The sequence below is a fragment of the Mediterraneibacter sp. ICN-202921 genome (genome assembly GCF_037890075.1).
GTDB classification, from domain to species: Bacteria; Bacillota; Clostridia; order Lachnospirales; family Lachnospiraceae; genus Mediterraneibacter; species Mediterraneibacter massiliensis.
In genome coordinates this window covers 1-25634 of record NZ_JBBKBE010000009.1, presented here as the reverse complement: position 1 = coordinate 25634, position 25634 = coordinate 1, and the positions used below count along the sequence as shown (strand labels likewise).

Here is a 25634-nt window from a genome sequence, read left to right as displayed (position 1 = left end):
GTAAAAGTGCAAGAAAAAGTGTGGCATTTTAACCGATGCCGCACTTTTTCAGATAATTGCGAGGAATTGTGCGGACGAGGCTGTGAAAGCAGGATGCTCGCAGAAAAAAAGAAAGAGGTGAAAAAGGTGGTTTTGTTAGAGGAGTTAAAAAACAGATTATCTGCATATGAAGAACCGCTGAAAGATTTGAGGGATTCACTTTGACTTAGCGTCAAAGAATGAGCAGATTGAAGAATTACAAAGGAAGATTGAGGAACCCGGTTTCTGGGATAAACCGGAAGAGTCACAGCAGACGATGAAACAATTAAAAGATCTGCAGGCATTTGTCGAGCAGATCGAGAAATTGTGTTCTGATTATGAGGACTTAAAAGTCTTGATCGAACTAAGTGCAGAGGAAGCGGATGAGAGTGCAGCAGAGGAAATAGAGGCAGAGTTGGAGCTGTTCGAAAGCAAGTTTGAAGAAATACGGATACGGACATTGCTGACAGGACCTTATGATAAAGACAATGCGATCGTGACTTTGCATGCCGGAGCGGGAGGAACAGAATCCTGTGATTGGGCAGGCATGCTGTACCGTATGTATGTAAGATGGGCAGAAAAAAAAGGGTTTGCCGTAGAGGTGCTGGATTATCTGGAAGGTGATGTGGCAGGCATCAAAGGTGTTACTTTTGAAGTGAAAGGTACTAATGCATACGGATATCTGCGTTCGGAAAAAGGGGTTCATCGGTTAGTGCGTATTTCTCCCTTTAATGCGGCGGGCAAAAGGCAGACGTCATTTGCCTCCTGTGATGTGATCCCGGATATTGAAGAGGACATTGACATTGAGATCAATGAAGATGATCTGAAAATAGATACGTACCGTTCCAGCGGGGCGGGAGGACAGCATATCAATAAGACATCTTCCGCGGTTCGTATCACGCATCTGCCTACCGGCATAGTGGTACAATGCCAGAATGAACGGTCACAGCATATGAATAAAGACAAGGCGATGCAGATGCTGAAATCAAAGCTGTTTTTAATGAAGCAGCAGGAACAGGCGGAAAAAATGTCAGATATTCGTGGAGAAATCAAAGAAATCGGTTTTGGAAGTCAGATACGTTCTTATGTTATGCAGCCATATACTATGGTGAAAGATCATCGGACAAATACGGAAATCAGCAATGTAAATGCAGTCATGGACGGAAGCCTGGACGCATTTATCAATGCATATCTGAGTATGAAGGATGAATAGTCTCGTGAAAGGATGAGACAAAAAGGAGAGAAGAAGGGAGAAAAAGATGGTAAATATAGCAGTATTAGGGTATGGAACAGTAGGCTCCGGCGTAATAGAAGTGATCGATACAAACGGAAAACGGATCAATCAGAGAGTCGGAGATGAAATTTATATTAAATATGTGCTGGATATCCGTGATTTCCCAGGAGATCCTATACAGGAAAAACTGGTACATGACTTTGAGGTGATCGTAAATGATCCCGAAATACAGATTGTAGTCGAAGTAATGGGTGGAATCGAGCCGGCATATACGTTTGTTAAACGTTGTCTGCTGGCAGGGAAAAGCGTGGCAACTTCCAATAAGGCATTGGTGGCAAAGCACGGCGCAGAGCTTTTGTCGATCGCCAAAGAGAAAAATATCAACTTCTTGTTTGAAGCGAGCGTAGGAGGCGGGATCCCGATCATCCGTGCGCTGAATTCGTCTATCACAGCGGATGAGATAGAAGAGATTACGGGGATTTTGAATGGAACGACGAACTATATGCTCACGAAAATGTTCTATGAGGGAGCAGACTATGAGGAAGTATTAAAAGAAGCGCAGGCGAATGGATATGCGGAGCGTAATCCGGAGGCGGATGTAGAAGGGTATGATGCATGCCGTAAGATCGCCATTCTGTCCAGCCTGATCTCGGGACATCAGGTAGACTTTGAAGATATTTATACAGAAGGGATCACAAAGATCACAAAGCAGGATATGATGTATGCAAAAGAGATGGGAATGACGATCAAACTTCTTGCTTCCAGCAGAAGAGAGAACGAACATTTACATGCGATCGTGGCGCCGTATCTTCTTCCAGCAGAGCATCCTCTGTATAGTGTAAACGGTGTATTCAACGCTGTTTTTGTACATGGAAATGTGTTGGGAGACGCGATGTTTTATGGAAGCGGCGCAGGGAAACTGCCGACTGCAAGCGCGGTAGTTGCAGATGTGGTAGACGCAGCAAAACATCTGAACAGGAATATCATGACAATGTGGGAGAGTGAGAAAGTAGAACTTTTCCCGATAGCGGAGACTGTAAAAAGATATTTTGTGCGGATCGCAGGAGATGCAGAAGCTATGAAGCCTCACCTAGAAAGCAAATTTGGTCTTATAAGACTGGTAAAAGTAAAGGAGCTGGAGGACGAATTTGGTTTTGTGACAGAGGCGATGACGGAAGGCGAGTACAGTAAGAATGCGGCAGAATTTCCAGGAATTCTCCATATGATTCGAATTGAAGAGTAAGAGGGTATATAGATATATGAAATACATAATCGTATTGTGTGATGGGATGGCAGATGAACCGATCGAGGAATTAGAAGGCAGGACGCCGCTTGAGACAGCAAAAACAGAAAATCTGGACAGACTGGCTCCGATGTCGGAACTTGGGATGGTACGTACGGTGCCCTTAGGGATGGCGCCGGGAAGCGACACGGCCAATCTATCTGTGATTGGATATGATCCAAAGACATTTTATACGGGACGTTCCCCTTTGGAAGCTTTAAGTATCGGCGTGGATATGGCTCCGCAGGATGTTTCCTTCCGCTGTAATCTCGTTACGCTGTCTGAGGAAGAAGATACGTATGAAGAGCGAAGGATACTCGACCATAGTTCTGGTGAAATCACGACACAGGAAGCCTCCCTGCTGATAGAAGCTCTTAGGGAAGGGCTGAAGGAAGACGGCTATACATTCTATGTGGGGACGAGTTATCGTCATCTGCTGATCCAGAAGAATGGAGAAGTAAAAGAACTGACGGCTCCGCATGATATCTTGACAAAGCGTATTGGCGAGTATCTGCCGGCAGATAAGACGCTGCGGAAAATGATGGAAAAAAGTTATGACATACTAAAAAATCATCCGGTTAATCAGGCACGCCGGGAAAAAGGTCTGAATCCGGCGAATTCTGCATGGTTTTGGGGAGCTGGTACGAGACCGGCACTGGTCTCTTTTGAAAAAAAGAATCATGTCAAAGGCGCAATGATCTCAGCAGTGGATTTACTCAAAGGAATTGCTGTGGGGGCAGGGATGCACAATGTCGTGGTGGAAGGTGCCAATGGAGGACTTCATACGAACTATGCCGGTAAAGCAGAGGCGGCAGTGAAAGTACTGACAGAGGATGGATATGATTTTGTCTATATCCATGTGGAAGCGCCGGATGAGATGGGACATCAGGGAAGTGTAAAAGATAAGATCAAAGCGATCGAGTATATTGACGCACAGATTATCGGACCTGTGTCCGAACGGATCAAAGAGACAGGAGAGGAGTTCCGTATGCTGGTACTGCCGGATCATCCAACACCAATCCGTCTGCGTACACATACTGGAGACCCTGTTCCGTATTTGTTATATGACAGCACGCGTCAAGTGAAAGGAGAGGAAACCTACTGCGAGAAAACAGCAGGGCAAACCGGGATCTTTCAGGAGAACGGACATGAATTGTTGGATCGTCTGTTGAAAAAGAACGCTTGAAGAGTCATGGCGGGAAAGCGCTCAGAAAAAGCAGATAAAAGATAGAAAAAAAGAAGAAAACACGGCTATGATCACGGCTGGGTTTTCTTCTTTTTTTCCTTTTCTATTGCAGAGCCTTACAGTACAAGTGATGGCGCGCTATAGGTACGGGTCGCCATTTCCTGATCCAGCAGGTATAGACTCTTTGGATCTGAACCAAAAAGTTCCATTTTTTTGACTAGATCTGCGGCATTTGTTTCTTCTTCCCCTTGTTCTTTTACAAACCAGTCTAAAAACTGCATAGTACGAAAATCTTTTTTATCGCTGGCTGCTCCGTAGATATTATGGATCAGTCCAGTTACATAACGTTCATGGTTCAGAGCCGCTTTAAGTACATCGAGGTGCTCATTTGCTTGGAATACGGGTTTGTCGATCGCCTCATAAGCAACAGAAAGATCATTATTTTGCATATATTGTACAAACAACATAGCGTGATCACGTTCTTCCTGAGCTTGTATCAGATACCAGTTGGAAAAGCCATCTAAACCGACTTCTGAGAAATAATTGGAAAATGCCAGGTACAGATAAGCAGAATAAAACTCTTTGTTTACCTGTGTATTCAATAATTCTGCAATTTGTTCATTTACCATTGTAAAAAACGCCTTCTTTCTCTATTTGATTTGTTCATCCTATATATATATGTTAAAAATATAGCATAGCCATATGGAAAAATCAATCATAGCTTATTACAGCAGAAGAAAGGTATATTTTTATACAGACAAGGGAATATATTAAAAGAGAAAAATGCTGTTAAATTTCTTCACAGCCCGTATTACATATGTCGGGTCAGCGAAGGAATGTTGTGGGAAAGGATGGAGTGTATATGGAGTATTTGCAGATTGAAAAAGTAATAGGCCGTGAGATTATTGATTCCAGAGGAAATCCGACTGTTGAAGCAGAAGTTTGGCTGATGGACGGAACTGTGGGCAGAGGCATGGCTCCAAGCGGCGCTTCTACAGGTGAGTTTGAAGCATTAGAACTAAGAGACGGAGACAAGAAACGTTTCAGGGGAAAAGGGGTCTCCAAAGCGGTAGAGAATATCAATACAGTAATATGTAAAACATTGAAAGGAATGGACGCATCAGATATATATGCGGCAGATAGGGCCATGATAGAGGCAGATGGGACAAGAGACAAGTCAAAGTTGGGCGCCAATGCGATCCTTGCGGTATCCATCGCATGCGCAAGAGCGGCGGCTCTGTCTTTGGATATTCCTTTGTACCGTTTTTTGGGCGGAGTGAATGGAAATGATCTGCCGGTTCCTATGATGAACATACTAAATGGAGGAGCCCATGCGGCGAATACAGTGGATGTACAGGAATTTATGATCATGCCTGTGGGCGCTGTTTCATTTCGGGAGGGGCTGCGGTGGTGTACAGAAGTATTTCATGCTCTGGCAACGCTCTTGAAAGAAAAAGGACTGGCGACTTCTGTAGGAGATGAAGGAGGATTTGCCCCGGATCTTGCAAGTGATGAGGAAGCAATCCAATTGATATTAGAAGCGATAAAAACAGCGGGGTATGAACCGGGAAAAGATTTTGTTCTTGCGATGGATGCCGCTTCCAGTGAGTGGAAAGGCAAAAAAAAGGGGGAGTATGTACTTCCGAAATGCAAAAAAAAATTTACTTCGGCAGAATTGGTAGAACATTGGAAAACACTGTGTGATAAATATCCGATTTATTCCATTGAAGATGGATTGGATGAAGAAGATTGGGAAGGCTGGAAACTTCTTACAAAACAATTGGGAGATAAGGTGCAGCTTGTCGGGGATGATCTGTTTGTGACAAATACAGAGAGACTGCATAAAGGAATCTCGCAAGGATGCGCAAATTCTATTCTGATCAAATTAAACCAGATAGGAACGGTATCCGAGACATTAGAGGCAATCAAAATGGCACATAGGGCAGGTTATACAGCCATTGCTTCTCATCGTTCAGGAGAGACAGAGGATACGACGATCGCGGATCTGGCGGCGGCACTGAATATGCGTCAGATCAAGACAGGAGCTCCAAGCAGAAGTGAGAGAGTGGCAAAGTATAACCAGCTGCTGCGGATCGAGGAAGAGTTAAGAGACAGTGCAAAATATCCGGGAATGGAAGCATTTCGTATCAAAACATTGATATAGAGGCAGGAGAATCGACAGGACAAGATGTTCTGCCGATTCTTTTTTAGCTGTAAATATAGATAAGGAAATGTTGTAAGAGTACACTAATTATTTTTTACTTGCAATATACCCTTAAGGGGTATATAATGTAAACAGAGGTGATGAAAATGGAAGAGAGAAAAGAATGTTGTTGTACGCACAAAACAAAAGAGCGTTCAGAGAAGGAATATAAGGATTTGCTCAATCGTTTAAACAGGATCGAAGGACAAGTACGGGGTATCAAAAAGATGGTAGAGAATGATGTATACTGTACAGATATACTGATCCAGGTCTCTGCGGTAAACGCAGCTTTAAATAGTTTTAATAAAGTCCTTCTGGCAAATCATATCCGCACATGTGTAGCTGAAGATATACGAGAAGGAAAAGAGGAGACAATCGACGAATTGGTCGTAACATTACAGAAATTGATGAGATAGACAGGAGGAAATATATGAAGCAATATACTGTTACAGGGATGAGTTGTGCCGCATGCAGCGCAAGGGTAGAAAAAGCGGTTGCAAAAGTACCGGGGGTCTCATCTTGTTCTGTCAGCCTTTTGACCAATTCCATGGGAGTGGAAGGAGAGGCTAAGGCTTCAGATGTGATCGCTGCCGTAGAAGCAGCTGGGTATGGAGCGGCTGAAAAAGGTCTGAAGACAAAGAACGAGCAAACGGCAGGTACGGCGTCGCAGGAGGAGTTTCTGCAAGATAAAGAGACACCAAAATTAAAAAAGCGATTGATTCTATCCCTTGTCTTTTTGCTCCCGCTTATGTATATTTCTATGGGACATATGATGTGGAACTGGCCGGTTCCTGGATTTATAGAGGGCAACCATGTGGCGATGGGACTGATACAGCTCCTTTTTACAACGACTATCATGGTGATCAACCAGAAGTTTTTTATCAGTGGTTTTAAGAGTTTATGGCATAAAGCTCCGAATATGGACACACTGGTAGCACTGGGAGCAAGTGCTTCTTATGGGTACAGCCTGTATGCGCTGTTCGCTATGACAGACGCACAGATGCACGCAGATATGGGGAAAGTCATGTCTTACATGCATGAATTTTATTTTGAGTCGGCGGCAATGATCCTGACATTGATCACTGTCGGAAAGATGTTGGAGGCACGTTCTAAAGGCCGGACTACAGACGCATTGAAAAGTTTGATGAAACTGGCGCCAAAGACAGCGGTAGTGCTGCGTAATGGAGAAGAGATAAAAGTGTCTATAGAAGAAGTTGTGAAGGGGGATATCTTTGTAGTCCGCCCTGGTGAAAATATACCTGTAGATGGCATCATATTAGAGGGCAGCAGCGCCATAAATGAAGCAGCGCTGACAGGAGAGAGTATTCCGGTCGATAAAGAGCCGGGAGATGCTGTTTCAGCGGCTACTCTAAATACATCCGGTTTCATCCGCTGTGAGGCAGTACGGGTAGGGGAGGACACAACATTGTCCCAGATCATACAAATGGTCAGTGATGCTGCGGCAACAAAAGCACCGATCGCGAAAGTAGCAGATAAGGTGTCAGGAGTATTTGTTCCAGCAGTGATCATTCTTGCGGTGGTGACAATGCTGATCTGGCTTTTGGCAGGGCAGACTATTGGCTTTGCCCTTGCAAGAGGTATCTCTGTTCTGGTCATCAGTTGTCCTTGCGCATTAGGTCTTGCAACGCCGGTTGCTATTATGGTTGGAAACGGCATGGGCGCAAAACATGGAATTATGTTTAAAACAGCGGTATCTTTGGAAGAGACAGGGAAAATACAGACTGTTGCGTTGGATAAGACCGGAACGATCACAAGCGGGGAACCACGTGTCACGGATGTGCTTGCAGAAGAGGGCGTGACAGAAGAAGAGTTGTTATCCTTTGCTTACGCACTGGAGAAAAAAAGCGAACATCCTCTTGCCCTTGCGATCTTAACAGAAGCAGAAGAGAAAAATATACGGACGGCAGGCGAGGTGACGGAATTTTCTGCTGTACCTGGGAATGGACTTACTGGAAGGGTAAGCACAGAACTTCTTCATGGCGGAAATTTAAAGTTTATTATGGGAAAGGCAGAAGTTTCTGAAACTATACAAAAACAGGCAAGACTTTTGTCTAAGGAAGGAAAAACGCCTTTGTTCTTTAGCAGAAGCGGAAAACTATTGGGAGTCATCGCAGTAGCTGATGTGCTCAAAGAGGACAGCCCACAGGCGATAAAAGAACTAAAAGATATGGGAATACATGTTGTGATGCTCACTGGCGATAATGAGCAGACTGCTAGAGCAATCGGGGAGAAGGCGGGTGTTGATGAAGTAATCGCAGGCGTGCTGCCGGATGGAAAAGAAAGTGTGATCCGTGCTTTAAAGAAAAAAGGAAAAGTAGCAATGGTAGGAGACGGCATCAATGATGCGCCGGCGCTGACCAGAGCGGATATGGGAATTGCTATCGGGGCAGGAACAGATATAGCCATCGATGCGGCTGATGTCGTATTGATGAAGAGCAGACTGCGTGATGTGCCTGCAGCAATTCGGCTGAGCCGTGCCACACTGCGCAATATCCACGAAAATCTTTTTTGGGCATTTATTTATAATGTCATCGGTATACCATTGGCAGCGGGGCTCTGGATCCCGATCTTTGGCTGGCAGTTAAATCCTATGTTTGGAGCAGCGGCAATGAGTCTTTCCAGTTTCTGCGTGGTGACCAATGCACTGCGGCTGAATTGGTTTAAAATGTATGACGGTTCAAAGGATAGGAAAAGAAAACAAAAAAAATCATATAAAAAACAGGAGGAAGAAAAGATGAAAAAAACAATGCGTATTGAAGGCATGATGTGTGGACACTGTGAGGCAAGAGTAAAGAAGTGTTTAGAAGCGCTCCCGCAAGTGGAAGAAGCGGCTGTAAGCCATACAGAGGGAACCGCAGTTCTTACTTTAAATGAAGAGGTAGAGGATGCTGTCTTGAAAAAGACAGTAGAAGATCAGGATTATACAGTTACAGAAATCGCTTGATTTAGAAGGCATTTGCTGGCAATTTAGCAAAAGATTTAAAAACGGCCTGTTTTTATCTGGTTGTATTTCCCAATATGGGGTACTATATAGATAAAGACAGGTTCTTTTATGCGGGAAACTGCGTTCCTATGTAATAAATAAACAGGGATGCGTGCTCGTATGAGCATGCCATCCGGAGGGAGGATAGGGAAATGGAGTTTTTGAGTATATTTGATGTGTTGGGACCAAATATGATCGGCCCTTCCAGTTCTCATACGGCAGGCGCCGCTTCAATAGGAAGAATGGCGCGAAAGATGTTTCCGGAGCGGATCATAAGTGTAAAATTTATTTTATACGGTTCTTTTGCCAGAACGTATCAAGGACACGGAACTGATAAAGCGCTTTTAGGTGGGATCCTTGGATTTGAGACGGATGATCCACGTATACGTGAGTCCTTTCGCTGGGCACAGGAGCAGGGGATTTCCTATTCCTATACAGCAGATGAAGAGAACGTGCCGGAACATCCGAATACAGTAGATATAGTGCTCAGAGGCTGTACAGGCAAAGAAATGTGTGTGCGGGGAGAATCGACCGGGGGAGGAAAGATAAAAATCACCCGTATTAACGGTATTCATGTTGAATTTACGGGAGAATATAGCACTTTGATCGTAAAACAGGCAGACAAGCCTGGAGTAGCGGCGCATATCAGCCAATGTCTGGCAGCACGGAACGTGAATATAGCATTTATGCGGCTGTTCCGTGAAAAGAAAGGAGATATTGCGTATACAGTAGTGGAATCGGATGAGAAAATCCCGGAAAGTATACTGACAGAGATGAAACAAAATCCAGCTGTATTGGAAATTTTACTGATTCAATTGTAGGAGGTAGGGACAATGCCAGATTTCCATTCGGGAAAAGATTTGTTAAAACTGTGTGGATCGAAAAACAAAAAGATTTCCGACATAATGAGAGAAAGAGAAATAGAAAATGGGGCATGGACAGAGAAGGAAATAAAAAGAAAAATGGATAAAGTCTTATCCATTATGAAGAATGCTGCTAAAAACCCGTTATTAAAGCCAGAAAAATCTATTAGTGGATTGACTGGCGGGGAAGCAAAGAAGATTGCAGAATTTGGGAAAACGAAAGAGAGCATATGCGATCCATTTATGAATTGTGTGATCGCTTACAGTATGGCTGTACCGGAAGTCAACGCCTCTATGGGACTGATCGTGGCGGCGCCTACAGCGGGATCTTCTGGGGTGATTCCAGGAGCGCTGCTTGCGTTACAGGAGGAAAAAGACCTGTCAGATGAAGAAATAGAAAACGGTCTTTACTGTGCATCGGCGGTTGGGTATCTGTTGATGAGAAATGCCTCTGTATCGGGAGCGGAGGCGGGTTGCCAGGCAGAGATCGGTTCTGCTTCAGCTATGGCTGCCGCAGCTGTAACAGAGATGATGGGAGGGACGCCTTCTGCGTGCTTAAATGCGGCCAGTATGGCGTTAGCCAATATGCTTGGGCTTGTCTGCGATCCTGTGGCAGGCTTGGTGGAAATACCATGTCAGAATAGAAATGCCCTCGGCGCATTAAATGCAGTTACCTGTGCGCAGATCGCTTTAAGCGGTGTAGAATTTCCCATTCCATTTGATGAGATGGCAGCTGCCATGTACAGAGTGGGAAAAAATATGCCGGTGGAATTAAAAGAAACAGCTCTGGGAGGCTGCGCGGGTACTCCTACAGGGTGTTCTATAGGATGCAGTGTGTGTGAACAGACCGGTACAGAGAAAAATAGGTCTTTAAAATAGTGTTTGACTTTCATTTTGAAATACTATAAGGTAAAAATATGTTATAAAAAGGAGAGGATATATGTGGCGAGTATTAAAGATGTGGCAAAGAAAGCTCACGTAGGAGTGGGGACTGTATCTAGATTATTAAATGGGAGCGGCTATGTGTCCGTTGAAACAAGAGATAAGATTGAACGGGTCATGAAGGAATTGAATTATACCCCAAATGAACTTGCAAGGAATCTCTATCATAAAAAGACGGGGATTATTGCGGTGTTAGTACCGAATGTTTTAAATCCATTTTTTGCAGAATTTGTAGATTATGTGGAAGGTGAATTGTATCATGCCGGCTTTAAGATGATGTTGTGCAATACGGCGAAAGAAGTAAATGCTGAAATGGAATATTTAGATATGCTGAATCGGCATATTGTAGACGGTGTTATTACGGGAGTTCACTCTTTGGAGGTGGAAGAATACAAGAAGATACAAAAACCTATTGTAGCATTAGACAGATATTTAGGGGAACATATTCCTGTGGTAGCAGTGAATCATAGAAACGGAGGACGTCTGGCAGCACAGACTTTGATAAAAAACGGATGTACGAAGATTTTACATTTTAAGGGCGCGACAGAAGTGAAATCTCCTTATCATGAGAGGCATTTTGAATTTGAGCGTATAGTGCAGGAGAATCATATACAGATCTATTCCTATGAATTGGAATGGAATAGATTTGATTCTGAATATTATGTGGAAGTCGTGCAGGATGTTTTTTCGAAAAATATAGAATTTGACGGAGTATTTGCAGTAGACAGACTGGCGATTGAGTGTATGAACGAGGTGATCCGAAGAAATAGGAAAGTACCCCAGGAAGTTAAATTTGTAGCATATGATGGGACCTATATTACAGAAATGGTAGAGCCCAAAATGACAGCAGTGGTCCAGCCGATAGAAAAACTGGCAAAGGAATCTGTGAATTTGATCTGTGACTTGATCAGTGGGACATCTTATGTAAATAAACAAATTATGTTAGAGGTAGAAATGAGAAAAGGGAAAACAACAATTGTATAAGATATACGAGATATACGGCGAAATACACAAAAAGTATAAGAGAAAATCTAACATATTGTACAATGTGAGTTTGAAATAGAAAATTAGTATTGACATATACGGCAAAGAGGATATAATTAAATTGTCAAGAGAGGAAACTCTCTACTTTCTTTTCCGATATATGGAACGGGTTCCACATATCGGAAAAGAGGCTTTTTATTTTTAAAATATATGGAACCCGTTCCATATTAAACAGGAGGAAGAAAAATGGATAAAATATTCTCAAAAAAAGAGCTATATGACAGAACTCCACGGATTTACAAACGAGATGCATCTGAAGTACGTTTTCTTCTGGGAGGAATCGGAACAGGCAATTTTTCTGTAAATACAAGAGGAAAATTTCTGGACTGGGAAATTTTTAACTGGCCTGCTAAAAATACGAAATTTCCATTATCATTTTTTGCTATCCGGACAGAAAATGAAAACATGGAAAAACCAATATCTAAAATACTAGAAGCAAGGCTTTTGCCTCCTTATACAAGCTCGCATGGTTATTTGCAGGCAGAACTTGTAAATCTTCCAAGAATGGAAGATTCGGAAATGACATGCGAGTATCCGTTTGCCAATGTAAAGTTCTTCGATTCAGAATTGCCGGTGCAGGTGAGTATGGAAGCTTTTACGCCGTTTATACCGCTGAATGTAAATGATTCCAGTATTCCCGGAGCTATTATCAGATACCATGTTAAAAATACATCGAATCATCCTACAGAAGTAAGCTTGGTTGGAACCCTTCCCAATGCTTCCGGTTTTGAAGGATACGATGTTATCGAAAATTTGAAGCTGGCAGACAGTGTGAAAAATGTCTATCGTGAAACAGGAAATATCAAAGGGCTTTACTATGAACCGGAACATTTGGAAGAGAGCCATCTTAGATATGGAAACATGGCGATTATGACCACAGGGGAGAATGTGACTTATAAAACACAGTGGTTTGATGGAGAGTGGGTGGATGGGATCCAGGATTTTTGGGATGATTTTACGGAAGATGGACGATTGGAAAAAGAAACGATCTCGGACAGTGTTGGATGTGAATTTGCTCAATTCCATAATTTCAGTTTTTTAAAAAGAAGAGAAAAAATCGGCTCCATCGGTTCCTATTGTACGCTGGCTCCGCAAGAAGAGAAAACATTTGAATTTGTCATCACCTGGTATTTTCCGAATAGGGTAAAGGCATGGATTGAATTTGATGAAGATTATGAAAATTTTCAAGATGGAAAATATGGAGTTACAAGAAATTATTATGCAACGCAGTTTTCCAATGCATGGGATGCGGGAGAGTATATTTATGCGGAAATGTCCAGATTGGAAAAAGGAAGCAGAGATTTTGCTGATGCTATGTTTCATCAGACAACACTGCCCTACTATGTGATCGATGCCTTAACAGCGAATATTACAAATTTAAGAAGTAATCTTTGCTTTCGGCTGGAGGATGGGACTTTTGGAGGATTTGAAGGGATCCGTGATGATATAGGATGTGGTTACGGCAGCGTTCCCCATGTATGGAATTATGAACAGACAGTGGCTTTTCTGTTTCCAGAACTGGAACAAACAATGCGTAATGTGGAATTTTTGCAGGAAACAGATGAAAATGGCTGTATGTCTACACGGATGTTTTCTGTATTTGGGCAGAAGCGATATGAGATGGTGCCGGCATGTGACGGTCAGTTGGGCAGTATTGTGCGCATTTACCGCGATTTTAAAAATTCCGGGGACATGAATTTTTTAAAGACGATCTGGGAAAAAGCAGTGCAGGCGATGGATTACGCGATAAAACAGTGGGATACAGATGGAGATGGTGTGTTGGATGGACAGCAGAATACCACGTATGACATTGAGTTTTACGGTTTAAATCCAATGACGGACAGTATATTTCTCGCAGCTTTAAAGTGCTGTGAAGAGATGGCGGCCATCTTAGGTGATCAAGAACATGAAAAGATCTACGGGCAGCTGTATAAGAAAGGAGCACAGCTGGCAGATAAGCTTTTGTTTAATGGCGAATACTATGAACAGGTTCTGGAGGATGTGGACAGATATAAATATCAGTTTGGAAAAGGATGTCTGTCAGATCAACTGTTGGGACAGTTTCTGGCCTATATGTCAGGAATAGGAGAAGTACTGCCGAAAGACCATATGAAAACAGCTATGGAATCGGTATTTAAGTACAACTATCAAACAGACTTTTACCATACGGACAGTGTACATCGTGCGTATGCGATCAATGACGAAAAAGGTATGGTAATTGCAACATGGCCGAAAGGAGGTAGACCGAAATTTCCCTTATCATATGCAGGAGAGGTATGGACAGGTGTAGAATATTCTGTGGCAGCAAATCTGATTTATCTGGGGTGCGTAGAAGAAGGCCTGACGATCGTAAAATCTATACGCGACAGATACGACGGATACAAGCGAAATCCGTTTAGTGAAATCGAATCCGGCCATCATTATTGCAGAGCGATGGCAAGCTGGGGGATCCTGCAGGCATTGCTGGGACAAAAGAGTGATATGTATAAGAAAACACTTTCTATACATCCGGTAATGGAAGAAGACATGTCCAGTTTCTTTATCTGCGGAAATGCATGGGGAGTATACAGACAAGAAAAGAAAAATGGAAAATGGGTGAAAAAGTACGATATATTATATGGTACTTTAGATGGAATTCAATTAGATGATTAAAGGAGAAGTATTATGAAGAAAAAAACATGGGAAAAAGTAACGGCAGTTGCAGCGGCAGTACTCTTAACGGTTTCAATGGCAGGATGCGGTGCAAATGAGAAAAAAGAACAATCTGGAAATGGGGATACGATTACGATTGAATTTGCAGAACATGTAGCAAATATTGAAGAACAGGAACCCCATATGATGAAAATTATTGAAGCATTTGAAAAAGAACATCCAAATATTAAAATTGATATAACTGGAAAGGAAGTATCTGAGCACAACAAACAAATGACATTATTAGCAGATGAAAATAAATTACCGGATATTTTTTGGCTTGAACAGGCCCCGGCAAAAGAATTTGCACAAAATGGATATTTATATGATATGACGGAAGCGTTGGATGAATATGGAATTAATGAAAGTCTGTTACCAGGCTTGGTAAATTCCTGTACAGTTGATGAAAAAGATTTTGGTCTTCCAAGTGAAGTGATGATGGCAGGCTTTTTCTATAATAAAGCACTTTTTGAACAAGCAGGGATTGAAGAAGCTCCTGAGACTTATGAAGAATTTACAGAGGCTGTCAACAAATTAAATGACGCAGGCATCGTACCACTTACAGTAGGAGCACAGGATAATTACAGTATCTGGGCATTTGAGACGATGCTGGCACGTTATGGTTTCTTCGATAAACTGGAAGGATTGAACGATGGAAGCGTTTCCTGGAATAATGAAGATTTTATACATTATTTTGAAAAAGTAGAAGAAATGCGGGACAACAAGACTTTCACAGAGAATATCGCGAATATGGGATATTTTGAAGCAAAAGAGCAATTTCTTGGCGGACAGGCAGCCATGTTTAATTCTGGCGCATGGGACATTGGTGATTTTGAGGCCAGTGATATAGCCCAGAACATCGGTTTTTTCTGGGGGCCGACTTTTTCAGACAGTGAGTATCCGCAGCAAATTGGAATAAAGGCTTCCGGTGGAGTATATGTAGTTTCTGCAAAAGCGGCAGAGGATAAAGAGCTTTTGGATGCAATTATGCAGTTCTGGCAATTTTATTATGGAGAAGAAGGAACAAAAATTATCGCTGAAGATACAGCGGCGCTGCCTTGTTCCCAGTATGAAGGTGAAGTAAATGTAGAAGAACATCCGGTACTGGCAACGATGATACAGGCTCTAAATGATGATTGGGAAGCGGTTCGTGAACCTTTTAATTCTTTATCTTCTACTGTAGCCTATGGATATTTCGATGCGACATTTGGTGTTATGACAGGAGTATATACACCTGAGGAGGCGGCAGATTATGTAGAAGATCTGCACAGTGCGGAGCGATAAAAGAAAACAGATATTAGATTTATACAAAATTTGGAGGATATTATGCATTGGGTAAGTACAAAAAAAGCAAAAGCAGTTATGCTGATTCCAACATTACTTGTATATATGGTGTTTATTATTATTCCCGTATTTGTCGCAGTGTATTATAGTTTTACAGACTACAGCGGCATGGGCAAAGCAGAATTTAGAGGTTTTGATAACTATATACGGATGTTTGGAGACGAATTGTTTTTAATTGCTTTAAGAAATACATGTATTGTTCTGGTGTGCAGTCTATTGTTTCTTCTTGTGGGTTCATTTTTAACCGCTATGTTGATGAACAGAGCTTTTAGGGGAAATGCATTTTTTAAAATGGTTGTATTTGCACCTTATATAATAGCACCCATTATTATCGGTATTATATGGGGATATATTATGAATCCGCAGTATGGGCTGCTCAATAATATCCTCCGTAGTATAGGTTTGGATGCGCTGGCCATTGAATGGATCGGGGGGACAAAATGGTCTCCTCTGGCGCTTGCCATCGTATTTACCTGGCAGGTTATGGGCTTTCATGCAACCATCTTCCTCTCCGGGATAAAAACGATTCCGGCAGATATATATGAAGCCTGTGCGATGGATGGTGCAAATGCACTGCAAAGATTGTTTTATGTAACAATACCTATGTTGAAAGAGACATTTATTATCAATATTGTTTTGATTATAACCGGAGTTTTCAAAATATACGAATTGGTATATCAGATGACAGGAGGGGGACCGGCTCATCAGTCGGAACTCCTTACATCTTATATGTATTTTACTGTGTTTAGTTCGAGAAAGTATGGATATGGCATGGCCATCGCTGTTGCGATACTTGTACTTTCGATCGCAGGTTCATTTGCCTATATCAGGATCACAACGAAAAAGAAAAGGAGAGAATTATGACAGGAAAAAGAAAAACCATAAAACAAATTGCTTTTTATGTGGTTGTCGCAGCTCTGGTCTTTATCTTGCTGATTCCAATTATATGGGCGATTTTGCTTTCTTTTAAGACGAATAACGAAATCGTGAATACACCGCTATCATTTCCTACATCATGGAATTTTGAAAATTATGTAAGAGCATTAGAGACGATCGACTTTGGAAGCATGTATTTTAATACGCTGATTTTGGTACTTGTTAGTACATTTTTCAGTATTGTGATCACTTTTATGAGTTCCTTTGCTATTGCCAGACTTACTTTTAGAAAAAAGCAGACAGCGGAATATATCTATCTCTTTTTTCTGGCAGGCATAGCGATCCCGATATACGTACTGATCTTCCCCATTTACCGCATTGATTCGGCAATGGGGATACTGGGAACGAGGTTAGGGTTGATCATACCGTATGTTGCTGTCAATATTTCTTTTAATACACTATTGTTTACTGGTTTCTTAAGAGAAATTCCCGGAGAATTAGAAGAGGCTGCATTAATTGATGGATGTAATCTTTTTAAGATATGTACCAGAGTAGTCATTCCCGTTATGAAACCGACATTTGTAACGATTGTTATTTTTAACGCAGTGTATATATACAATGAATTCCCATTTGCCTCTACTTTTATACAGGACAGCAGGCTGAATACGGTCTCCTTGATGACATCTATGTTTAAAGGGCAGTATTCTATGGATTACAGTGCGATCATAGCAGCGAGTCTGCTTATTATGCTGCCAGAGCTGATCTTCTATATATTCCTGCAAAAATATATTATCAGTGGGATGACATCAGGTGCTGTAAAGGGATGACACTTTGGAATATAAAAGGCAGAAAGCACGTGTGGAGGAACGTATGTCAAGAGAATTAATGTTGGAAAATATCAGAAAGGCGCAAAAAGAAATAGAGGAGAAGAAAGAACAGGTGAAAAGGGGAGCGATGCGTCAACACTATCATTTTATGCCGCAGACAGGATGGCTCAATGATCCCAATGGTCTTATATATTTTCGGGGAAAATATCATCTTTTTTATCAATATAATCCATATTATGGCTTTTGGGATCATATTCATTGGGGGCATGCCGTCAGTGAGGACATGGTTCATTGGGAATTTCTTCCATTGGCTTTGGCTCCCAGCGAATCGTATGATGATTATGTAAGAGGAGGGTGCTTTTCAGGAAGCGCTATCGAACATGAAGGAAAGCTGTTTTTAATCTATACAGGAGCTGCCAATCATGGGAATGGAAATGAGCAGACACAATGCATTGCATACAGCGAGGATGGAATCCATTTTGAAAAATATGAGGGGAATCCTGTGCTGAAAGCTCCAAAAGGCGTACCAAGTTCTCAGTTCAGAGACCCTAAAGTGTGGAAGCATGAAGATACTTATTATATGGTATGTGGAGCCAGCAGGGAGAACAAGGCACAGGTATTGCTGTATCGTTCCAAAGATATGTTTCACTGGGAGTATGTCAATGTACTGGCAGAAAGCAGAGGAGAATGGGGCTTTATGTGGGAATGTCCGGATTTTTACCAACTGGGCGATAAATATGTATTGACAGTTTCCCCGATGGGGGCAGGCGAACATACAGCGATATATTTTGTAGGGGATTTCGAATATCATACAGGGAAATTTATTTACCATACCGTAGGAGAGATTGATTGGGGACTAGACTATTATGCGCCTCAGTCTTTTCTTACAGCAGATGGAAGAAGAGTTATGATCGGCTGGGCTAATGAATGGGAATGGATGTCTTCCTGGAAGGACTGGGGACCTACGTATAAAGAAGGCTGGTGCGGCTTCTATAGTATTCCAAGAGAAGTGCGTCTTATGGAAGATTATACTCTGCAGTTTATACCGATCGAGGAATTGCGTATGCTCAGGACAGGCGGAGAGAAAAAAGAGGAGATGGTCATCTCTCCGGACGGCAGAGAATTATCTGCCGGAGACGGGATTGCTTTTGAAATGAAAATGAAGGTGCTGCTTGAACAGACAGATGCAGAAAGCTTGGAATTGTGTCTGCGCTGTGGAAACGGAAAACAGCTGCTATGTACGTTTGATTTTAAACATGCAGAAATCGTAATAGACAGAAATCAGGCAGATGGATGGAGCAAAGGAAGTTCAAGAAGTGCATTTAAAATGAATGGAAAAAAAGAATTAGATATTCATATTTTTTCAGATAAAAGTTCAGTGGAAATATTCACAGATCAGTATCAGAACAATCATTCTAATAATATTTTTGCGCAAGATATGCAAAACCATATCCAGATTCGTACCTATGGCGGGAATGCAGTCATTAAAGAGTTTGAGGCTTATGGAATAGAGAAGATCATGTAAGAAAAATCAAATTTATGTTTTTTATAATCGATTTTTTATGGTAAAATATGATATATCAGAGCTAGAAAGGGGAAAGAGTATGTATCATATTTCAAATCTATTTAATAACGATGATGTAAAGGTATTAGATTCCAAGGGATGTTTTTCTGTTATCGAGTACCAGCGGGATCTAAGTGTGACGCCGCAGTCTGCGATCGTAGCTTATTATTGTAATGAGATGAATATCAAGAAAAGACAGGTCGTATGTGTTCTGAATCAGTCGGCTGTCGCACTGCAGGCAGGCGCTATGCAATGGATGGCAGGAGAAATCAATGTAACAACCGGCGTAAAAGGAGTAGGGGACTTCCTAGGAAAAGCTGTCCGGGGAAAAGCGACGGGCGAGTCGGCTATCAAACCGGAGTATGCCGGTACCGGTACTTTAGTATTGGAACCTACATATAAGCATATCATTTTATTGGATGTAGGAGAATGGAACGGATCTGTGGTCCTGGATGATGGTATATTCCTTGCCTGTGATGCCAGTTTAAAACATAAGGCGGTTATGCGTTCGAATATGTCATCTGCAATAGCCGGCGGCGAGGGACTTTTTAACCTGGGCATTATGGGAAATGGTATCGTATGCCTGGAAATTCCCTGCCCGAAAGAAGAATTGATAGAAGTTACGTTGAATAATGATACATTGAAAATAGACGGGAATATGGCGATCGCATGGAGCGGAAGTCTGAATTTCACAGTAGAACGTTCCGGAAAGACACTGGTGGGATCGGCAGCTTCCGGCGAGGGGTTAGTGAATGTGTATCGCGGAACAGGAAAGGTTTTGATGACACCGGTTCTTGATAATGTTGTTTAGAAAATCGGAGTATAGAAAGAAATAGACAGCAGGCAGAATCATAAAACAATCTGCCTGCTGTCTATTTCTTTCTATACAAATGTTCAATATCAGGCATTTATTTTTTCTTCAAAAGGAATATCAATATGTATTGTCGCTAAAAGTAGACATTTTTTGACAGCAGTGATATAGTCATATATTGAGATAATTAGGAAATGTTCTGCTTTTTTATCATTTCTCTTATCTGTTAGCATAGATTCGCGTCAAAAAGGAGGAAATAAATAGGAATGAAACTGCCTGGGAAAGTAACTGTATGGTTTCTTACGCTGGTTATGACATTGAGCATAATACCGCAGACTGTATTTGCTGAAGAAAAAAATACTTCACCTCTTCAATATGAAATCATACAGCAAATGAGTGAGGATAAGACGGAAGCGACTATTTCTTTAGTGTTTGCGGAGATGGAAACGGTACAGTTAGAAAAACTAAGATTACCTGACGGTATGGAAATAACGGAAGATCTGACGGCTGTGCAATATAATGTTTCCGATAACGGGGCATATGATTTTCTTGTGACGTATACCGTTGATGGTATCAGACAAGAAGAAACTATAGAAATTGAAGTGGCTGGCTTTGAAGAAAAGGGCGGGAATGAGAACAATGAGGGGACTATTCCTGCAGGCGAGGGATCAGCTGTGCCATCTGGGGAGTTAGGTTCCAAAGGAGTGGATGGACAGGAAAACGGAGAAACAGCAGGGCCAAAAGCCTTCGTCAGAGCAGGAAATTCGTGGGAAGTATCTGATAAAGCTTCCTTCGATCAGGCTGTAACAGAGATCGAGCAGGCACGAGACAAAGAAGGGCTGACAGAAGCAACGATTGTATTTACACAAGATATCAACCTGGAAGGCGCAGACCACAGCAGTTATACGACGCAGAACAATTTCGGCGGGATCCCCGGAGTGACGGTAACCTTGACCAGTAAGGGGCAGCCGGTCAAAGTCGACAATCTGGGAAAATATCTGTATAACACGCCCAAGGTGAATGCCGGAGTAAAATCAGAGACAAAGGCTTACCTGTTGGTGGGGGATTTGGTCCTGGATAAGATTCAGTTGGATACGTCGTCGAATCACACACTATTTGCACAGGGAAATTGTCTGACCTTTACAGAAAACTTTACCGCTGCGGATGAGCTTCATTTATATGGCGGCGGTATCGGTAAATATACGATTCTGGAAGATGGGGATATTGATTATAACGGCGGAAATTTTGCCGAGACGAATCTGGTGATCCGAGGTGGAAAGTTTGGAATCGTTTACGGTGGATCTCTCCATGGCAACATTGCAGGCGATACGAATATTACAGTGGCGGCGTCTCCTGACAGTTCCAAAATAGATTCACTGTACGGCGGCGGAGATGGCATGAAGTCAGACGCGTCCAATGCCATGTATGGATCTGTCGGCGGAGATACGAACGTAACGCTGTCTTCAGGGACTTTCGGCTATGTCTATGGCGGCGGCTATGCCAGCGGCAGCAATACGATCAGTACACGATACGCAGCAGTAAAGGGCGATACCCATGTTACAGTCGGTGGAAAAAGCGGACAGAAAGCGATATTCAGTCATATTTACGGCGGCGGGATTCGGTCGTCTGTGAAGAATACGAATGTGACCATCGAAGCTACCGCAGAGGGGAATCATTCCGATCCTTATGCAAGCGTTAATATTATCGGCGGCGGAAGCAGTGACATCGTACAGGGAACCATTCATGTGACGGTAAATGGCGGGAATAAACTGGGAGTTGTTTTCGCAGGCTGCGGAAATGAGAATTATAATCTTCTGCAAAAGGTGGAAAATCAGGAGCAGAAAGAATTCGCTTCCCTTGTTGAGATCAACGGCGGAATTATGGAAGAGGTGTATGGCTGCCATTTTTCAGATTTTTCACAGAATCCCTCTTTATTTGCGGGCAGTGTGAAAATCGTGATGAACGGCGGTACTGTAAACGGTATCATACTGGCTGAGAAAAAATCGACGATCCAGGGCGACAGCATCTGCGATGTGAAAAGTGGAACATTTAAAGGTACGCCGTCTATCCAAGGATACAAGCAGGGGAACGATACGACCACGACCGGAGAGACGAGAGTCAATTTTATTAACGACAAGTATGTAAAGACCTGGCAGATCGCATATGTGGATACCATTTATGTGGATAACAGCAAAGACGCGGTCATACGTGATTAGGATAGTGCTCCGGCGATTTCAAATGTGAAAAACATGCAGATCGAACAGGGTACTTTAGGCATTACCGGAACGAATGAGATTTCAGGAAACCTGACAGTCAACGGAACCCTTGCGCTGACAAGAACGGATCACCCGGACAATAAAGACGAAAAAGGCACGGTAGGAACCTTAAGCGCAGGAGGAACCTTTACAGGCACAGGAAAATTAAGACCGATCAAGACAAATGTTTCTTATTTTTTGAGCAATTCCAACCCGGTGGAAGGGGAGGAATATGTATATGCGAAAGATAAGATAAATTCCACGGCAAAGCTGACGTTAGAGCCGGAACATTTCGGATTATACGTGGCGCACGATACAACCGACAGTGCAAAAGACATTTGGAAGATCGCAAAAGATCCAAATGCCGGCAATGTCACGGTAACCTTTGAAAAGAACGGCGGAGATACAGAGGCGGATCCGGCTTCTTTGGAATGTAAAAAGGGAGAGGCTTTGGGACAATTGCCGAAGGCTCCTGCCAGAGAAGGATATCAATTTGTCGGATGGAATACACAGCAGGACGGAAAAGGGACGCCTTTTGATGAAAATATGGTTGTGAACAGTGATATGACTGTCTATGCACAGTGGACGCCGTTGGAGTACGAAGTGGATTACGAATTTGTGCCGTTAGATTCTACGGGAACACTTCCGAAAAAGGTAATGCAGCAGCTCCCAAGTAAAGAAAAAGTGAAATATAAAGAGACGGCATGTCCATCAAAAACACAATTTGACGAAGTGGCAGCGGATACCGGGAAATGGGTATTCAAGGGATGGACACCGGAAAAGATAGAAGCTGTGACAAGTGATGTGAAGTTTACCGGAACGTGGGAATTTGTTTCTGAAGCAGGCACACCGGGAGTTCCAAATGGGACAGACGATCCAACAAATAAGAAGCATCCTGAAGATACAGGAAGTGTAAAAACAGGAGATCAAACAAATCTAACACTTTGGGGCACACTGCTTCTTGTGTCAGGGATTGGCATATTTGGCGCATATAGGAGAAGAAAACTAGATCGGTTATAATTTCAGAAAAAACAGACAGCAGGCAGAATCGAAAAAATACATTCTACCTGCTGTTTTTTTATTCATCCTCTGTTGTGTCTTTTGTCTTTCCTTTTACATGCAGTCCTAATTTATCTGGAGACCGCCATATAAATAATGCTCCCAGACCTGCGATGATATAGAGCAGGGTCACTAAGATAGCAGAGTTTTCCTGCAGAGCCCATACGACCAGTACGATAGAAGCAAGGACAGCAATAAGTTCCAGTGTGGAGAAAAAGCGTTTCTCACGTCGCTCTTTGTACTGCAGAACCCGTTCTTCATGGCTGTTTTCCAGATAAGATGTAATATGTTCTTCCGTGATCCGGCATGCTACCTGGTCTGCAGGGGTAAAGGCATGCAGATTTTCCAGAATTTCTTTGTACACAGTTTCATAGATATGTGTATCTATTTCTGAATTTTTTGTTTCTTTGTCGACTTTATTTGAAGCTGCAGCAACAGAGGAAGCAGAAGAGGCAGTGTCTTTTTGCATATCTGCATATTCTGCTGTATTCGGTGCAGATTCAGATTGTGGAGATGTAGCTTCATTTATTGTGTTTTCTTGTTCCATCTTTTGTACCTCCCAGATATTCTTGTAAAATCTTTTGATAAACTTATCATAGCAGTTATTTGCGTAAGAAGAAAGAAAAAAGTTTAAATTTAAGAATTCTTTATATGATTATGACAAGAGAAGTCTTTCTATCTAAGACATAGAGAAAGATCTGCCATTAAAAGAAAGAGATGCCGACTGCATAAAGTACGTCAGCCTCTCTTTTTTATTACTATAATATATACCATAATACCCACAGTATCCTATATTGCATATCATAAAACAGGCAGGTTTTCCTTTAAGCGTGCATAAAGGATTGCAATTTGTGAAAAATACTATACAATGAAGTTGAATCATATCCTACTAAAACGATAGGGGATTGATGGAGAGGAGGAAATACAGATGATCAATATACAAAAAGCGGCAATTATAGGGTGCGGGTTTGTAGGCGCATCTATTGCATATGCACTTATGCAGAAAGGGACGTTTTCGGAAATCGTTTTATTGGATGCAAATGAGAAAAAGGCAGAGGGAGAGGCAATGGACATTAGCCATGGACTGCCCTTTGCTCATGCAATGGATATTTACGCAGGAAGATATGAAGATATACGAGATGCTTCCGTGATCATTATCACAGCAGGGGCAAACCAGAGGCCGGGAGAGACGAGACTAGACTTGGTGCAAAAAAATGCAGGAATCATGAAATCTGTTATCAGAGAAATCAAAAGGGTCAGATGTGAAGGGATACTGCTCATTGTATCAAATCCTGTAGATATTTTGACTTATGTGGCTTTGAAAGAATCCGGCTTTCCTCCGGCAAGAGTGATCGGATCGGGAACGGTCCTGGATACTGCACGGCTGAAATATATTTTAAGTGAGAAGTTAAAAGTGGACAGCCGAAATGTACATGCTTTTATCATAGGAGAACATGGAGACAGCGAGCTTCCTGTTTGGAGTTGTGCAAATATTTATGGGATCGGACTGGAAGATTTTGCAAAAATGAAAGGCTATAAAAGTTTTACATCAGAAATGGAAGAAATCTATCATGCGGTGCGGGACAGTGCTTATGAGATCATTGAAAGAAAAGGAGCCACTTATTATGGGATAGGAATGGCTGCGGTGAGGATAGCAGAGGCTATCGTACGTGACAGCCATGCAGTTGTTCCTGTATCGGTGCTGTTGAATGGAGAATATGGTCTTTCAGATCTGTGTTTGAGTATTCCGGCAATCGTGGGAAGCGAAGGGGCTGAACAGGTGCTGGAGATTGATTTTAATGAAGAAGAAAATGAAAAGCTGAAAAAATCTGCGGAAGAATTAAAGACAGTTTTGTATACTATTCAATAAAAAGTTTTTAAAGAAAAAGATAAGCTGGATAAGACGGCAGACAGGGATATCTGCTGGCTTGTCCAGCTTTTTTCTATTCCATAGTTTTGTCTTTAATATGCCGTTTGATCGCTTCAAAGCTTTCGGCGCTTATCACGTGTTCGATACGGCATGCGTCATTAGCTGCTGTATCGCTGGCTACTCCAAGTTGTTCAAGCCAGGAAGAAAGCAGCGTATGGCGTTCATAGATACGTTCAGCAATTTCTTTTCCTGCTTCGGTCAATGTGATATAACCTTCCGGAGATACGACGATATATTTATTTTCCCGCAGCTTTTTCATAGCTACGCTGACGCTGGATTTTTTAAAACCAAGCTCTGCTGCAATGTCAACAGAACGGACAACAGGATGCGTGTTGTTTAGTATTAAGATCGTTTCTAAATAGTTTTCAACAGATTCATTTATATTCATTCCTATTCATATACCTCGATTTCCCGTGATTTCTGTACAATTTTCCAAGACAGCAGTCCTGAATTTTCTGTACAGTACAATACTTCATATAGTAGGTAGTATAGCATATCCAC

21 protein-coding genes are annotated in these 25634 nt (G+C 42.2%); 18 read left to right on the top strand and 3 right to left on the bottom strand.

Annotation, left to right across the window (positions count from 1 at the left end):
- Positions 1–126 precede the first annotated feature (126 nt).
- The 3 genes from prfB (at position 127) to WKT01_RS08705 (ending at position 3720) form a co-directional block, all read left to right on the top strand.
- Positions 127–1231 (top strand): peptide chain release factor 2 gene (gene prfB, locus WKT01_RS08715; protein WP_340312065.1). Its coding sequence is split into 2 segments (ribosomal slippage): positions 127–201 and positions 203–1231, totalling 1104 coding nucleotides; the frame shifts between segments, so codons are not numbered across the junction.
- Between the two features lie 46 nt (positions 1232–1277).
- Entirely contained in the window at positions 1278–2495 is a 1218-nt protein-coding gene (locus WKT01_RS08710; RefSeq protein ID WP_340312064.1) for a homoserine dehydrogenase, read from the top strand.
- Between the two features lie 16 nt (positions 2496–2511).
- On the top strand, positions 2512–3720 hold the full coding sequence (locus WKT01_RS08705) for a cofactor-independent phosphoglycerate mutase (protein WP_340312063.1): 1209 nt from the start codon (positions 2512–2514) through the stop codon (positions 3718–3720).
- 116 nt (positions 3721–3836) lie between these two features.
- Here the strand turns inward: WKT01_RS08705 and WKT01_RS08700 are convergent, their stop codons facing one another.
- Positions 3837–4349 (bottom strand): ferritin, encoded by a 513-nt coding sequence (locus tag WKT01_RS08700; protein WP_059070016.1) that lies wholly within the window; start codon positions 4347–4349, stop codon positions 3837–3839.
- 233 nt (positions 4350–4582) lie between these two features.
- Here WKT01_RS08700 and eno point away from each other — a divergent pair, with 233 nt between their 5' ends.
- The 14 genes from eno to WKT01_RS08630 all read left to right on the top strand — a co-directional run bounded on the left by eno (position 4583) and on the right by WKT01_RS08630 (position 23164).
- Positions 4583–5884 carry a phosphopyruvate hydratase gene (eno, locus tag WKT01_RS08695; protein ID WP_340312061.1) on the top strand — a complete coding sequence of 434 codons (1302 nt, stop codon included), beginning with the start codon at positions 4583–4585 and terminating at the stop codon, positions 5882–5884.
- Positions 5885–6030: 146 nt separating this feature from the next.
- Positions 6031–6339, top strand: coding sequence for a metal-sensing transcriptional repressor (locus tag WKT01_RS08690; RefSeq protein ID WP_340312059.1), 309 nt, complete (start codon positions 6031–6033; stop codon positions 6337–6339).
- Positions 6340–6353: 14 nt separating this feature from the next.
- A complete protein-coding gene (locus WKT01_RS08685) occupies positions 6354–8888 on the top strand; it encodes a heavy metal translocating P-type ATPase (RefSeq protein WP_340312057.1) in 2535 nt (844 codons plus the stop codon).
- A 191-nt stretch (positions 8889–9079) separates the two neighbouring features.
- The gene (gene sdaAB, locus WKT01_RS08680) at positions 9080–9748 is read left to right on the top strand and encodes an L-serine ammonia-lyase, iron-sulfur-dependent subunit beta (protein WP_340312055.1); all 669 of its coding nucleotides are present in this window, start codon (positions 9080–9082) and stop codon (positions 9746–9748) included.
- Positions 9749–9760: 12 nt separating this feature from the next.
- A complete protein-coding gene (gene sdaAA, locus WKT01_RS08675) occupies positions 9761–10669 on the top strand; it encodes an L-serine ammonia-lyase, iron-sulfur-dependent, subunit alpha (RefSeq protein ID WP_340312053.1) in 909 nt (302 codons plus the stop codon).
- Positions 10670–10732: 63 nt separating this feature from the next.
- Complete coding sequence (locus WKT01_RS08670) at positions 10733–11716, top strand: LacI family DNA-binding transcriptional regulator (RefSeq protein WP_340312051.1); 984 nt, start codon at positions 10733–10735, stop codon at positions 11714–11716.
- 246 nt (positions 11717–11962) lie between these two features.
- Positions 11963–14428, top strand: a complete 2466-nt coding sequence (locus tag WKT01_RS08665) for a GH116 family glycosyl-hydrolase (protein ID WP_117975562.1) — start codon at positions 11963–11965, stop codon at positions 14426–14428.
- A gap of 12 nt (positions 14429–14440) precedes the next feature.
- Positions 14441–15751, top strand: a complete 1311-nt coding sequence (locus WKT01_RS08660) for an ABC transporter substrate-binding protein (RefSeq protein WP_117975563.1) — start codon at positions 14441–14443, stop codon at positions 15749–15751.
- Positions 15752–15793: 42 nt separating this feature from the next.
- Positions 15794–16675, top strand: coding sequence for a carbohydrate ABC transporter permease (locus tag WKT01_RS08655; RefSeq protein WP_117975564.1), 882 nt, complete (start codon positions 15794–15796; stop codon positions 16673–16675).
- Complete coding sequence (locus WKT01_RS08650; protein WP_117975565.1) at positions 16672–17514, top strand: carbohydrate ABC transporter permease; 843 nt, start codon at positions 16672–16674, stop codon at positions 17512–17514. The genes WKT01_RS08655 and WKT01_RS08650 overlap by 4 nt, the downstream gene beginning before the upstream one ends.
- Before the next feature lie 43 nt (positions 17515–17557).
- A complete protein-coding gene (locus WKT01_RS08645; RefSeq protein WP_117975566.1) occupies positions 17558–19039 on the top strand; it encodes a glycoside hydrolase family 32 protein in 1482 nt (493 codons plus the stop codon).
- 79 nt (positions 19040–19118) lie between these two features.
- Positions 19119–19889 carry an AIM24 family protein gene (locus WKT01_RS08640; protein ID WP_117975567.1) on the top strand — a complete coding sequence of 257 codons (771 nt, stop codon included), beginning with the start codon at positions 19119–19121 and terminating at the stop codon, positions 19887–19889.
- A 266-nt stretch (positions 19890–20155) separates the two neighbouring features.
- Complete coding sequence (locus WKT01_RS08635; RefSeq protein ID WP_117975568.1) at positions 20156–22105, top strand: hypothetical protein; 1950 nt, start codon at positions 20156–20158, stop codon at positions 22103–22105.
- A 33-nt stretch (positions 22106–22138) separates the two neighbouring features.
- A complete protein-coding gene (locus WKT01_RS08630; RefSeq protein WP_117975569.1) occupies positions 22139–23164 on the top strand; it encodes an SHIRT domain-containing protein in 1026 nt (341 codons plus the stop codon).
- Positions 23165–23222: 58 nt separating this feature from the next.
- On the opposite strand, the gene WKT01_RS08625 is transcribed toward WKT01_RS08630, so the two are convergent.
- Positions 23223–23750, bottom strand: a complete 528-nt coding sequence (locus WKT01_RS08625; RefSeq protein WP_117975570.1) for a hypothetical protein — start codon at positions 23748–23750, stop codon at positions 23223–23225.
- A gap of 381 nt (positions 23751–24131) precedes the next feature.
- Between WKT01_RS08625 and WKT01_RS08620 the strand changes: the two genes are divergently transcribed.
- Entirely contained in the window at positions 24132–25073 is a 942-nt protein-coding gene (locus tag WKT01_RS08620; RefSeq protein WP_340312044.1) for an L-lactate dehydrogenase, read from the top strand.
- Between the two features lie 73 nt (positions 25074–25146).
- Here the strand turns inward: WKT01_RS08620 and WKT01_RS08615 are convergent, their stop codons facing one another.
- On the bottom strand, positions 25147–25521 hold the full coding sequence (locus WKT01_RS08615; RefSeq protein ID WP_340312042.1) for a metal-dependent transcriptional regulator: 375 nt from the start codon (positions 25519–25521) through the stop codon (positions 25147–25149).
- Positions 25522–25634 lie beyond the last annotated feature (113 nt).